The following is a 13,897-nucleotide window of genomic DNA, read 5'->3' on the forward strand; positions in this document are numbered from 1 at the left end:
CAATTGATTCTAAATTATCATATTTTCCGGGATCGTGTCCCGCTCTAACGCAATTTCAATACACAGTCAGAAACTATTCATCATATTGTTTAAAAACATGGATTTCTTTTCTGACTTTTTTTGTATATATTTCGTATATAAGAATCTTAATAGTTCGTATTAATACAGCTTAATCAAACAATAAAATTATATTTTGGGTCAAACTTACTTGCTAAACAAAGTGATCATTCACACTTAAAAATTTGAAAACAGGATTTTAAATTTGCAATTAGCTCGAATAACAGAACAACAATTCAATCATGATACCTATGCTTATTTTGTCATTGTATGCGTGGTTCTGCTGTGTTGTTTTATTGGGATTGCGACCAGACCACTGGAGTATCTGGCCTTATTGTGGCCGGCGAATGCAGCCTTATTGGCCATATTTTTACGCTTTCCACATTTAAATAATCTGGGTGGCTGGCTTGGTGCATTCAGTGCCTTTATGTTTGCAGATCTGGTCACCGGCAACAGCTTACTGCAAAGCCTGTTTCTCACTTTTTCCAACCTGATCAGCACCATCGTTTCGCTATTCTTTATTCGTTATTTCAAGATTAATTATAAATATTATAATACCGGCTATACCTTTGTTCATTTATTTGGCATCTCTGCTTTTGCCGGCTGTCTGGCCAGTGCAGCCTTTGCTGTGGCCACTCTACCCCATTTACCCAATTCGTTCATGACCAAAGATAATTTATGGATTGATTTTGGTTTGTGGTGGACCGGCGAGATGGTCAATTATATTGTAGTACTACCTTTGGTTCTGGCCTTTCCCAGAATCAAGGATATGCAATATCTGTTGAAAAACCGCCGTCAGAAGCGTCATCATTTTAGCTATTTTCTGCCCGCCGCTACAGTCGTTCTTTGTGTCATCATCACCAACATTTTTTCGGGGCCGGGCGCGCTGCTCTATCCTTTAGCTGCACTGATCTGGGCTGCATTAACTTATCGCCTGTTTAGCATGACACTGATCAATGCTTTTGTGATCATCTTGACCTACTACAGCCTGACCCAGTTTTATGCGACCAATCACGCGACTCTGGCAGATTCTACCATTTATATTTCACTGCGCATTGGCCTGTTTATGCTGGCCCTATCGCCGCTGATTCTTTGTATTATTAGCCAGAACCGCAATGAGCTGTTTAAACGGGTTCTGTATCTGGCCAATCATGACAGCCTGACCCGTACCATGAATCGGCATTTTTTCTTTCAGAAAGGTGAATATTTACTGCAATATGCCAAGAAAATGGAATTTTCGGTCATCATGCTGGATATTGATCATTTCAAACGTCTGAATGACCATTTTGGCCATCATGTGGGTGATAAGGTACTGCAACACTTTGCTGAAATTATACGTACCAATTTACGTGCTCAGGATCTGTTTGCCCGGATTGGCGGAGAGGAATTTGTGCTGTTACTCTGGAATACCGAACCTTTCGAAGCTCAGGATATTGCAGAGCGCATACGCAATCGTGTCGAAAAAACCCCGATGCATCAACCGGATGGATCATCCTTATATATTACTGTGAGCGTTGGGATTACCCATCAAAATGAACCGCGGTACCAAGATTTGCAAAACCTGATCAATATCGCCGATCAGGCCTTATATCAGGCCAAACATCGCGGGCGTAATCAGGTGGTGCTTGCATCTTAAACTAAAATCATCTACAACCTTGAAACAGCATCAACGCTAGGGAATGGCAATGAAATTAGAAGAATATCTACAATATGATGGTTTGGGACTGGCCAAACTGGTCGCTAATAAACAAGTACATTCAAGTGAACTTTTATCTGTGGCCCTGGAACGTAGCTCAATTGTCAATCCTGAGCTGAATGCCATTATTATTCCGATGCATGATTATGCCTTGAAGCGTAGCCAGCAGAATTTATCCGGACCTTTTGCCGGTGTGCCCTTTCTGGTCAAAGACCTGTTTCAGGAATATGCCGGCTATCCGACTTCTTATGGCTGCCAAGGCTTAAAACGGATCGGTTATATTGCCGAAACCAATGCCGAGATTGTCAACCGTTGGGAAAAAGCCGGAATTGTGACTTTTGGCCGAACCAATACGCCTGAATTTGGTATTAAGGGGATTACCGAGCCGGATGCCTGGGGTAGCTGTAAAAATCCATGGAATTTAAAGCATAACAGTGGCGGCTCTTCGGGTGGCTCGGCTTCTGCCGTGGCTGCTGGGATTGTGCCGATTGCGGGTGCAGGTGATGGTGGCGGTTCGATCCGCATCCCCGCTTCATATTGCGGACTGTTTGGCCTGAAACCAAGTCGTGGCCGCACGCCGTGGGGACCGCAAATGAGTGAAGCCATGCATGGTGCAGCGATTCAGCATGTATTAAGCAAAACAGTGCGGGACAGTGCTGCAATGCTGGATGCCACTCATGGTGAAGATCACAGTTCGCTATTTAAGATTCAGCGTCCGCAACATCATTATCTGGATGTAATTCAGCAGCCACCGAAAAAACTGAAAATTGCCTTTAGTACCTATTCTACGATTGGCACGCCTGTCTCTCAGGATGCAATCAAGGCCATCGAACAGACAGCAAAGCTGCTCGAGTCTTTGGGACATGAGGTCATTGAAGACCGTCCAGCGATTGATGGCATGCAACTGGCCAAGGACTTTATTACCACATGGTTTAGCCAGTTTTCGTTTATGCTGGATGAAATTCAGAAAGGCTATCCGTCTAAAGCGAAGGATTTTGAACTGGACTCTTTAGCACTGGCGGCTTTCGGGGCGAAAACCAGCGCACTTGATTATATCCAGAACCTGAATAACTGGGGCCAGTACGTAACCCAGATGAATCATTTCTTTGATGATTATGACCTGTATCTGACACCTGCAACCGCATCCGTCGCGCCAAAAAATGGCGAAGTCAAAACACCTGCATGGCAGAAGCCCATCTTGAAGGCTTTATTGGGTGTAGGTAAGGCCCATCTGCTGGCACAGGGTAAACTGGTCGATCAGATTGTCAAAGAAAATTTAAAGTGGGTCCCTTTTACCCAGCTCGCCAACATTACCGGACTTCCAGCCATGTCGGTGCCGCTGTACTGGAATGAATACAACCTGCCACTCGGTTCCCAGTTTATTGCGCCCTTTGCCCGTGAGGACCTGCTCTTGCAACTGGCAGCGCAACTCGAGCAGGCACAGCCATGGTTTGGTCAATATGCCAAGATTCGGATCTGACTTTTAAGCAATCCAGGACATTATCAAGATGCCTTGGATTGCTCAACGCTATGCGGCAATCCAAAAATCAATAACAAACCGAGTAAGGTAGATGCGGCGGCAAACATAAAGACCATTTCTCCGCCAATTTTATCCCAGTAATAGCCTGCCAGAATACTGCCACTTGCTACACCTAGCCCCCACATGGTGCTATATAAAGCCTGTCCACGGCCTTGCTGTCCTGCAGAAAAATTCTGGAAAATAACCCGCATGGCAATCATGTGGAATAAACCAAAACTCAAAGCGTGAATGGTTTGTGCAAAAAATTGTGCCGCAAATGAAGATGGAAATATCCCTACAACCAGCCATCTTAAACCCGTCATTAACAGGCACAGCATCACCAGATGGCGCCATGACCAGCGTGTCAAAAAGAAAGTGGCATAAGCGAACATAATAATTTCCGCAATGACTCCGACCGACCACAGCAGTCCAATCTGGCTGGTACCGAACCCCGCCTGATTGAGATAATTACTATAAAAACTATAAAACGGCGCATGTGAAAACAGCATGATCAGCTCAATCAGAAAAAAGCTGTATACCACCGGACGCTTGAAAATTGGCCATAATGGTTCAAGCTGTTTCTGCGCAGTGGGTGCTGCCGTGGGTTCTTTAATGCTAAAAGACCAGAGAAAGGCCAGAAATGAAATACATAACAACAAGACCGGCAACATACTGATGCTGATAATTTCAAAGATGGCACCTAAGCCGAATACACCGATAATAAATCCGACCGAGCCCCACTTCCTGACTTTTCCATAAAGCTCTGCCCGTTTTTCCCCGAGCCAGAATAAAGTCACACCTTCAAATTGTGCCAAAATCGCATTTTGAAAAAAACTGAAAATCAGCATCAATAGAGCAACCGACTGAAAGCTATTTGGAATGATAAAAATCATGAACCAGATACAGGCTTCCATCCAGGTGGCAATGCGAACCAGCAACATGCGTTTACCGGATTTATCTGCAATCCAGCCCCAAATGAAAGGTGCAAAAAACCGGGTGAGAATCGCAATGGAAGATAAGATACCGATTTCCTGATAGTTAAAGCCTTGATCTTCCAGATACAAACTCCAGAACGGCATGAATGCACCAACTATCGCATAGTAGAAAAAATAGAAACCGCCTAGTCTGGATTGTATTGTCAGTGATTGCATTATCTTGCAATCCCTTGAATTTTCAATAACTTAAAAATATTTATAGTTGCATCACATTGCTTCATTTTGCCTTCTTTGCAGTTCAATAGTCTATAAATCAGTCTACAAAATTTATTTTTTGTAGATTTGATTTTTTTGTAGACTACTTAACTAATCCGCTGATTTTTAAATATTTAAATAGTGAAATTTTAGCATAATAGAGTTATGAGCCGGAATGAGAAATATATTACATCAAGCTGATACAGCTATAAGATAAAAAAACTTAAGTTAACTCATGAAGACCGATTGACTAAGTCAAAACTATTAAGCAGAAAAAAATGAAGAAGCCCATATCTTTGGAGAGTTTTAATTTACAAACTTTGTCAATAGTCAATTTAGTAAACTAAAAAAAACTGATACCTTAAAAATCATAATATAAAGAGTAAGGCAGATACATTAATGAAAATTAAAAGTTCTTTTTTAAAATTATCAATTAGCTGTTTATGCTTAGGCTCAACATATATGATAGCTTCGCCAGCCTTTTCTGCTAATAGTGAAAGTCAATTATCTGATATTTCAGCGAAAACACCAGGTACCTTATTATCTCTTCAAGAACAAAATATTGATCTTTTTACAAATGCTTCACAGCGGTTCCTAGTTACTTATCGTAGTCGTGGAGTACATTCTGAACCTATTGTGACTTCTGGATTTATTTTATTACCTAAAGGTCAGGCACCTAAAGAAGGCTGGCCTATTTTAGCTTGGGCACATGGCACCACTGGTGTTGCAGATATTTGTGCGCCTTCTGGAGATTATTTAGGTGGCCCAGTAAATAATTATCAGCAAGTAGCAACTCAGGCACTGAATTCTTGGCTAGCTCGAGGCTATGTAATAGTTGCACCTGACTATCAAGGTTTAGGTACACCTGGTAAGCATCCTTATATGAATGCACAAAGTCAGCTGCATACCGTGGTGGATGCTGTAAGAGCAACTCACTTTTTAAAAAGTTATAAAATTAGCAAAAATTGGTATGTTATGGGGCATAGTCAAGGGGGTGCAGCCTCGCTTAAAGTGGCAGCTGATGGTCAAAAAGATGCACCTGAACTAAATTTACGTGGCGCTATCGCTCTTGCTCCTGGAGGCTATCAATATCAAGGGATTGCAGAATATGTGAAAACCCAACCTCAAATAGATACAAGTGTCGCCGCATTTTTTCCAATTGTTCTCTTAGGTGCTGAAGCAGCAAATCCTCAGCTTAATCCTGCAAGTTTAGTCACTCCAGAAATGGAGAATATTATTAATTACGCGCGCAAACGTTGTTTATCTGAATTACAAACAGATTTAAAAAAAGCACCTAAAACAGTTTTCAAGCAAAATGCCAACCTGCAACCTTTGATTAACTATCTAAAAATGCAATCAATTGAAAATATGATCCCTACTGTACCCCTTATGATTATTCAAGGAGATAAAGATAAGCTGGTAGATTCCCGTGGCACATATGCTTATTACCAGCAAGTTTGCAAAATGAAAAAGCCGATTTTATTCCACTCAATTAAAGATGGAGATCATCGTGAGTCATTAAGACAAAGTGAATTTTTATTTGAAAACTTTGTCGCCTTAACAGAGAAAAATAAGCCTTTTAGTTCATGTAATTAAAAATACTGAGCTGTGCAACCTGATAGCAGGAAGCACAGCGTAAAACACTCAAATAAAACTACTTTTACTTAAATTACAGATATTTAGTTTAAAAAAACATGGATATACATTAAATTTATTTGAATATTAATATTTTATCAGTATATTGCATTTACGAAATTCTCATCAGATTTGAATATATGACAATGAATATAAAAAAAATTTTACTCTTAGGGATATTGGGATTTTTAACTGCATGTCAGGTTGTAGAAACTGCAGATAATAAAAAATCTGTTTCTATGCTACCACTGTATATTCCTAAAGAAGCGCGTTACTTAGATACTCCATCAAATGCACCCACCTCTGAAAAGTTGACGGCATATACAAATCAACTTGTTAGCCCAGAGCAAAAATATGCAACGATAAAAACTATTCCTTATACATTTTTTCAGGGTTCTGGCTCCCTTAGTGCTTATCCATATACCGTTTATAATTTTGATAGAAAACGCGTAAAATTTGTTGCGAATTCAATCATCAGTCCTTCTACTACAATGAGTCGATTTGATTACTCGCAAGCAAAATTAAAACTACCGGTTGGTCAACATGACATTGTTTTTGTTAGTGGAATAGGTAGCCATAGTTATTTCACTGAAATTAAAAATATAACCTTGGAAGAAAATAAAGATTATGTGATTGGTGTTGATCATATTCCAGGCAGCAAGACAAGAGTATTTATTGCTGAGTATGAAGTTGATTCAAGATTTAAATCAAATGATCCTGACTCTATTGTAATTAAAAAACGAATTGTTGATGGTGTTGAGCATGCAAATCTTAAAAGTGTCAAAATATATTAAGGAAACAGCTACTTTCGGATTATTGGCCTCCTTAGTACTATTACAGGGCTGCGTAAAAATGATCTTGCCGACTTCTGAAAGTGAATTAATCTCTAAGTCAATTGGCAAAGGTGGGTCAATAGATGTCCCATTAGGATATATAGATGCTTATGCAAATTTAAAGCAAGCGTATTTAAGATGTGAGCAGGTAAAAACTGCGAATTCATATATATTAGTTGATGCAAATTTAGATCGAGAAAAGAATCTTGCCATTTTTTTTGGTAAAGCACCTTATGGCACCTATCTGTTTAAAACAACTATCACACCATCTGATCCTAACAATTCCAGGCTTACTCTTCATTTGATGAAAGCTCAGCTATTAACAGAAAAAGCCAATCAAAATTTACTTCAAAAGCGTTTAGAGCGAGATAGACTACGTGCTTTAGGCCAAGACACTAAATGCAATAAAGATTAATTTTTCAAGCATTATATTAAAGTTTAAAAAAAAGCTGTGAACCCCAGGGTTGCACAGCGTTAAAAGATTAATTCGGAAGTCTTCACACCAACGTGCATTTCCACTCGATTGTTGCTCATAATTCCTATCTCACAGGCATAAAAAAACCGCCGTGAGACGGTATGGGAAATATTTTGGGAATTAAAAAGCACCCAAGGTGCTTTTTAATTAGATTTCAAATCTATGGAGATTACTGTTTTATTCCTAAGTATAGGACTGCGTTCTGTCTACTGCTATTTTCTGCTACAGCATAAAGTGATTTAATTGATGAATCATAATAAACCACACCCTTTACTGACTGTCCCGCCAAATAACAAGGTGAATAACCAAATGCTAATTCAACATTGAAATAAGGAGCATCTTCTTCAGCTGTTATTTTCCCTGAGAAACTGCAACCACTTTGGCCTTTACCTGATATCACACCTGTATTTGAAATAGTTAAGGTGGCTTCTTCGATACCTTCAACAATCGCTGATTGACCAATATAAGATCCTGCAATTGTCGTCAGATCGGATACCGTATTGTTTAAATCAACGTCATATAAGGTGTCAAATGTAACCTGGTTTGAAGGCGTATAAGTGATCGCCCCTTTAAGACTCTTTTTAGTTTTAAAAGTACCGACAATAGATGTGTCGTAAACTGCACCACCACCAAAATAAAAGTCTTTCCCTTTATTCGCTTTTACCATATCACCAGAAACAGCTAAGTCACCAGTCATGAAACCAGTAATTCCATTAGAATAAGGTGGTGTATATAAAAACCAGAATTTATTATTTTTATCTACCAATCCAATTACATTCTGCGCTTGATTGGTCTTACCAGTATAAACACCATTGATTTCAACATTAGCTACAGGTTGGTTATCCCCCTCACTATTAGAAGATGATGAATTATCCCCACCCCCACCGCAAGCAGTCAATGCCAAAGTTAATAGACCCACGCCAAATACATTTTTCATGGTTATTTCCAAGTTATTATAAAGTTCCGGCAAACTTTAACCAACTCAAAAACTTTAATCAATCAGGGCAGCCTTAACCACTCTGAGGAAAGTTCTGCAGATCTGCAAACGAACCATCTTCCTCGACATCTCTCGGCACTTTCTTTCGAATGTGCTCTGGCAATGCATTGATATATTCATCATCAATCAACGCCGATATTGAAATCTGCTGCCAATTACCCGGAATGTTACCTGTCATCACAAAGTTAATTGGATCCTCAACGTGTAAACGCTGCATGATCAGAATAATCGGTGTGGATGATCTAGCCTTATGTGAGTTGACTGTGTTCAGAATCTTACGATTTGCCTTGTTACATGCCGTCTTACTGAATGCATCTTCAGGCTTAAGCGGATCGTCCAAGATAATCGCACCAGTAAAGCCATTATCAGCCAATGTACCTGCACGGCAGCCCGCAATTTCTATAAGAAGATTCAACTTCACAATATGAAAATCAAACCGCCAATTTTTGGTTGATTCAAATTGAAACTTACGTCGATAACCAATTAGATATTCTTCTAATTCTTGGAATAGGAGCTCTTCAGCTTCTAAATATTTTTCTTTTGCTTTTGGAAGAGGCTTAGTACGGGGTTTGGTTTTAATTGGACGCTTCTTAGTTTTCCAAAAATAGTCATCCATGTCCATAAATTACGCCCATTAAAAAAACCTCCCTAAGGAGGCTTAGCATCTACATTTGTTTCTTTATATCTGCAGTTTCATCGATCATATTATTTATCAAGCCTTCAAGTACACTAACACTTGCAATAAACTTTTCCCTATTTAAATAATAATTATCCTTAGACGGTATGGGATAAACTTGTTGATCAACATCTCTAGTTTTATTGAATTCTTCAAATTTTTTTACAATAATCCAATCATCTCTCATAGCGATTGAAAGCTTACACAAATAGCGAACTTCAACGTAAAAAGAGCTTACTTTTTTTAGATATTCATCGATGTGTCGTTCGTTTCTAATACCTCTAAAAAGCAAACTAAAGCGAGTTAAATGGTCAGCAATATTTATTTCCTTTCGATCAATATCATCTTCATCAATTACTGCATGAGCATACTGTATAATAATTTCTTCAATCTCTATGGCTTTACTATTGATCAAATCTAAGGTTGAAAATAGAGATTTTATTTGATGTTCTTCCCGCCAATCATTAAAAAGTAAAATTGCAATAATAGGGGTAATACATGTAGCAGCAAAGCTCATTCCATCCTTAACAGAATTTTCCAAATTAAACCCTGTCAAATAATTAAAAATTAAACAAACCAGTAAATACGCAACAAACATCACAAAAAAAAATTATCAGTGTTGTAGCTATTTTCTCCGCATTATTACCTTTTAAATTCATAAGTCCCCCTAATTTATTAAGGGATATTACGCTAAATTTTATGTTCGATTAATGACTGAGTAGAATAGTTCGCAAATTCCTAATACGCTCTTTCAACTTGATCATGATGCCATCAATTGCCAGTAACTCATTTCGAGTCAATCCCGATCTACTGAGATTCTGATACTTATACAGCTCAGTACTGCAAAATTCTAAGTCTTGTTTAACTTGTACTTTGTCTGTCATGAGTACCACCAATAAGAAAAGAAAAACCCTACTCAAGTCTACAGAAGTAAGCAGGGTCTTATGTGCCGTAATACGTTCGGCGATTTGGAAATAAAAAAGCCCGTTTAACTCTCTCTCCAATTAAACGGGCTTGACTAGCGCTACAACTTTTTTCTTATTTGCAGGGCAACAATATTGCTTAAATATTTCAATCCAATGACATGGCTATTTATTTGAATGTTTGTTATTCAACTTCCTTCAAACAATCCCGACACTCTTTCTTCTGGTTGTCACTAATCTCAGTCGCACCATGCAAGCCGAATAAACAGAATATAAATTGGAGCATACTTTTCTCCTGATAAAAAAAACCCATTCGAGGGGAATGGGCTTATAAACTAAGAACCTGGAGGGTTCATTCAGAAACTACAGCGATAGAATCTGGTTAGGAATTCTATACAAGATCATAATTTATTCATTGGCATAATGTTACATCAAAAATAATAAAATCATATAGTTATATAATTTTAATCTATGGTAAATATTAATAATGCTTTTAAAATTTTAATTCCGTCGAATTCGACCCAATTAGAATCTGGTGCCCTGATATTGCTTACACCAACATTTCTCAAGGCATAGCTACCACAAAAGCTGCATGCTGTGGTCCATGGCTACTCCCTACTTTGATTGCCACTGAATAGGCACAGTACTAATCAATTTTCGGTTTCATTATCAATAATGTCAGGGCATCACTCCCAACTTTGATTTCACTTTGCTGCACCTCCTATTCATGCTCGATGAGCTACATGGGTTGTACCCTCTTTCGCGGGGCCTAAACGCGCCTACTTAAACACTCTTTAGCTAATCAGTACGCTTTGGTAGCTGGGCATCACTTTTCTCCTGGCAATAAAAAGCCCCCATAAGGATGCTCAAACTTTAAATCTAACTTAAATAAATATCATCTACTAACTCGCTTAGCGCAATATTTAATTTTTTCCTTATTGTCTTCAATCTTACTCATGCGCATACATGAACAAAATAATTCCGACTGTTTATATTCAACGTTTTCAGGCACATTTGCGTCGTAGCATTTAGCATCAGATTCTGCCAATCTTGGAGGAGTAATCCATTCACCTGAATAAAAGGGATATCCAAAGCCCCCTATTACAATAATAAGAAGAATATTAATAGGTAGATTGTTTTTAATATAATTTAACATTCTAAAGTTCCAAAAAAAGCCCACCATTTGGCGAGCTTTTTTAAAATTTGGTATGGCAGGCGAGTTCAAACCGCCAACTGGTTCTTCTAGATAAACCCCACAGTTTTATTTTTGCATCTTAGATGCCCTACTGCCACATTAGCCAGTCGTAACCACGGGATAAAACTTTATTCATGCTTGTACTACCTTTTAATTCATGAAGAAGCTGCAATTTAATAAAAATGTATTCTATTGTGGATAGAAATGACGCATATTACAGTAGGGCTCTAAGGATATAGCTTATTATTAAAAACTGCGGTCATGTCTATAGGGCCGACTGTCAAGCCAAGAAAGCCTATAAAGACACACACTAAATTGTTTTGGTCTCGGTTGAACCGTAATATGACCAGTATAGTGAAACTATCCCTTAATTTTCAGAATAATGAAATCCCTATACCTCAAATTCTTTATAAGTATTTTTCTTATAGGTTTTTATGGCCTTAGATGCTCGTTAATAGCTGATCCAATCGCGAGGGTCATAAGGTTTTCATATTGTTTCCATGTCATTCGTTAGCAATCCAATTCTTCAGACAAAAAAATACCTCCCTTGGGGAAAGGAGGCTGATTGGAAAAGAAACTAAAGCAATAGAATCTAGGTGGTTATTTTATATAAGATAAAACTTTAACCATTGGCATAATATTACATTAATTTTTCAATTAAAAAGCCCGCTTATTTTTATAAATAAACGGGCTAGTGCTGTAGTCATTTTCTTGGTCTTATTTGCATGTTCTTGTTGTCGCAAAAACAATATAGCATTAAGTTTTTAATAACAAAGTATAGAGAATATTTAGAAACTATTTTCCTGTGTGGCATTTAAGTTACTTTTCTTTTCAGGTCATAAATTTTGAGTAATAAAAAAGCCCATCCAATGATGCGCTCTTTTATTAAGGGGTGATAATTAATCCTTTATCAAGCCGCAAATTCTTGTAGTACAAATTGCTTTACGCTTTCATCAAAATTTGGTTTTGAAAGAGTTAGCTTGCCATTTTTCATTGATTTATAACAATAGCTTGCTGCTACCCCTACACCAAACAAAGTCAACAACTTCATTGCTCACCTCATTAACTGTCAGATTTGAATATTAAATTATCATTCAAATTTGTAGCTTTCCAACTCAATTTCGAGTGCTTTCTGTACTATCTGTTAAATATTGTATGGACAGCAGATAATCAACATCCAGCGTTGATGTGATTTATAAAGATCAAGCACTAATGATTAATTTGTATATTTACCCAGTTCAGAAAATCACTTTTATCAGTAAATTTTGGCGCAGCACTTATGCTTAATATCTCTTTAGTTCCAAATTGACCGCTAATATTATGAAATGCCTGAATACTGAAGTCTTGCGAATCACCTTCATGTAAAACACTAAAATATTCTACCGTCTTATCAAACTCACTTTTCTGTTTAAACCCGGGACGTTCTTTTAAAAATTCATAAACCTGTTCTAGAGCGGGTAAATAATTATTTCTAGGCATTCTGTATTTTCTCTAAAATTATGCGCTTTATGATGAATGCCTATTCTGAAGGGATCCTGATCAGAATGTTTGATCTTTTCTTACCGTTTATGTAAACCGTTTTCTCGAATATTTTATTAAGTACACAAAAGCCCATGCTTTGGCAATCAACTGTGCATCGGGGTTTTAGCACTTCAAGGTTAAGAAAATTTAGCCTTATAAATCATATTTATCAATATAGTCTGAGCTTGTTTAAATTTACTTGCCCTATATCGCTTCCAGATTCAAACGATCACCAAAAAACAGGAAAGCTTTTCTGGCATTGCCAAATCTAGACTTACCATTTCGAGTTGTTTTGAAGTCAGCGTTCTTATACTTTGAATTTTTATTGCAGAGCATTATGCTCAGTAAAGAGGTCGGCCATGTGTTCAAACTACGAATTCCCCTCGAAACAACGTCTCTCTTTATTAGATATTCATGAAGAGCAACTCGAATTAGACATGCAATCACACGTATACCCTTTAGCTCCAGCTCCCATCATTCTGCGCGGTGCTAACGCGTTTGAACTGGATATTGCCTGTTTTGGATTAATTCCTTCATGGGCAAAAGAGTTAAAATATGGTCGACATACCTACAATGCCCGTACTGAAACAGTGGCTTCCAAACCAAGTTTTCGGCATGCCTGGAAAAATGACCAGTTTGCTCTGGTGCCGGTAGATATGTTTTATGAACCTCGATATATCGAGGGTAAGTCGCATTGGTATGCGATCTCGCGTCAAGATGGTGACCCTTTTACCGTTGCTGCGATTTATGATGATGCGCTCATTGACGGCCAGAAAATCCGCTCATTTTCGATGCTCACGATTAACGCCGATCGGCACCCCTTTATGCAACAGTTCCACAATCCAGATGATGAAAAACGCTCGATTATTGTCATTCCGGAAGAATCACGCCATGACTGGTTGCAGTGTAAGCACGAACGTGCACATGAATTTTTCTTTGCAATGAAAGATGAATTTATAGCAAAACCTAGAGACAAGCGTGCATAGGAAAACTTGAGTTTAAACTCTACTTTATGATTGATTTTAAGTACGTGTTCAAATCCTCAAGCTACATAAAATGATCGCGCTCAACAGTATTTAAGTCCAAATAGTTTTAATCAGAACAAGATATTCAGCATAGATTATTCACTTGATGTTGAAGCAAGCTGAATCCGCTTTGTTCATAAAAATAGATTCGATGA

12 protein-coding genes and 2 pseudogenes are annotated in these 13,897 nt (G+C 38.1%); 6 read left to right on the forward strand and 8 right to left on the reverse strand.

The window, feature by feature from the left end; translation table 11 throughout:
- The first annotated feature begins 262 nt into the window (after window positions 1-262).
- Window positions 263-1,693, forward strand: coding sequence for a sensor domain-containing diguanylate cyclase (locus AC3IT7_RS07575; RefSeq protein ID WP_489248018.1), 1,431 nt, complete (start codon window positions 263-265; stop codon window positions 1,691-1,693).
- A 49-nt stretch (window positions 1,694-1,742) separates the two neighbouring features.
- A complete protein-coding gene (locus AC3IT7_RS07580; RefSeq protein ID WP_489248019.1) occupies window positions 1,743-3,233 on the forward strand; it encodes an amidase in 1,491 nt (496 codons plus the stop codon).
- A 23-nt stretch (window positions 3,234-3,256) separates the two neighbouring features.
- On the opposite strand, the gene AC3IT7_RS07585 is transcribed toward AC3IT7_RS07580, so the two are convergent.
- Complete coding sequence (locus tag AC3IT7_RS07585) at window positions 3,257-4,423, reverse strand: MFS transporter (RefSeq protein ID WP_489248020.1); 1,167 nt, start codon at window positions 4,421-4,423, stop codon at window positions 3,257-3,259.
- Between the two features lie 438 nt (window positions 4,424-4,861).
- Here AC3IT7_RS07585 and AC3IT7_RS07590 point away from each other — a divergent pair, with 438 nt between their 5' ends.
- From AC3IT7_RS07590 to AC3IT7_RS07600, 3 genes are all read left to right on the forward strand, one after another.
- Complete coding sequence (locus AC3IT7_RS07590) at window positions 4,862-6,058, forward strand: alpha/beta hydrolase family protein (protein WP_489248021.1); 1,197 nt, start codon at window positions 4,862-4,864, stop codon at window positions 6,056-6,058.
- Between the two features lie 185 nt (window positions 6,059-6,243).
- A complete protein-coding gene (locus tag AC3IT7_RS07595; protein WP_489248022.1) occupies window positions 6,244-6,891 on the forward strand; it encodes a hypothetical protein in 648 nt (215 codons plus the stop codon).
- Window positions 6,860-7,345 (forward strand): hypothetical protein, encoded by a 486-nt coding sequence (locus AC3IT7_RS07600; RefSeq protein ID WP_489248023.1) that lies wholly within the window; start codon window positions 6,860-6,862, stop codon window positions 7,343-7,345. Before AC3IT7_RS07595 ends, AC3IT7_RS07600 begins: the two co-directional genes overlap by 32 nt.
- 229 nt (window positions 7,346-7,574) lie before the next feature.
- On the opposite strand, the gene AC3IT7_RS07605 is transcribed toward AC3IT7_RS07600, so the two are convergent.
- The 7 genes and pseudogenes from AC3IT7_RS07605 to AC3IT7_RS07635 all read right to left on the reverse strand — a co-directional run bounded on the left by AC3IT7_RS07605 (window position 7,575) and on the right by AC3IT7_RS07635 (window position 12,675).
- On the reverse strand, window positions 7,575-8,342 hold the full coding sequence (locus AC3IT7_RS07605; RefSeq protein ID WP_489248024.1) for a hypothetical protein: 768 nt from the start codon (window positions 8,340-8,342) through the stop codon (window positions 7,575-7,577).
- 115 nt (window positions 8,343-8,457) lie between these two features.
- Window positions 8,458-8,793 (reverse strand): annotated as a pseudogene (locus tag AC3IT7_RS07610) (phage terminase large subunit); the annotation flags it as partial.
- Window positions 8,791-9,024 (reverse strand): annotated as a pseudogene (locus AC3IT7_RS07615) (hypothetical protein); the annotation flags it as partial. The pseudogenes AC3IT7_RS07610 and AC3IT7_RS07615, both read right to left, overlap by 3 nt.
- Window positions 9,025-9,067: 43 nt before the next feature.
- The gene (locus AC3IT7_RS07620; protein WP_489248025.1) at window positions 9,068-9,619 is read right to left on the reverse strand and encodes a hypothetical protein; all 552 of its coding nucleotides are present in this window, start codon (window positions 9,617-9,619) and stop codon (window positions 9,068-9,070) included.
- 1,277 nt (window positions 9,620-10,896) lie between these two features.
- Window positions 10,897-11,157, reverse strand: a complete 261-nt coding sequence (locus tag AC3IT7_RS07625; protein WP_489248026.1) for a hypothetical protein — start codon at window positions 11,155-11,157, stop codon at window positions 10,897-10,899.
- Window positions 11,158-12,106: 949 nt separating this feature from the next.
- Window positions 12,107-12,247 (reverse strand): hypothetical protein, encoded by a 141-nt coding sequence (locus tag AC3IT7_RS07630; protein WP_489248027.1) that lies wholly within the window; start codon window positions 12,245-12,247, stop codon window positions 12,107-12,109.
- Between the two features lie 158 nt (window positions 12,248-12,405).
- Window positions 12,406-12,675, reverse strand: coding sequence for a hypothetical protein (locus tag AC3IT7_RS07635; RefSeq protein ID WP_489248028.1), 270 nt, complete (start codon window positions 12,673-12,675; stop codon window positions 12,406-12,408).
- Between the two features lie 401 nt (window positions 12,676-13,076).
- Here AC3IT7_RS07635 and AC3IT7_RS07640 point away from each other — a divergent pair, with 401 nt between their 5' ends.
- Window positions 13,077-13,703 carry an SOS response-associated peptidase gene (locus AC3IT7_RS07640; protein WP_489248029.1) on the forward strand — a complete coding sequence of 209 codons (627 nt, stop codon included), beginning with the start codon at window positions 13,077-13,079 and terminating at the stop codon, window positions 13,701-13,703.
- The last annotated feature ends 194 nt before the right edge of the window (window positions 13,704-13,897 follow it).

It is taken from the genome of Acinetobacter sp. KH_038 (assembly GCF_057839405.1).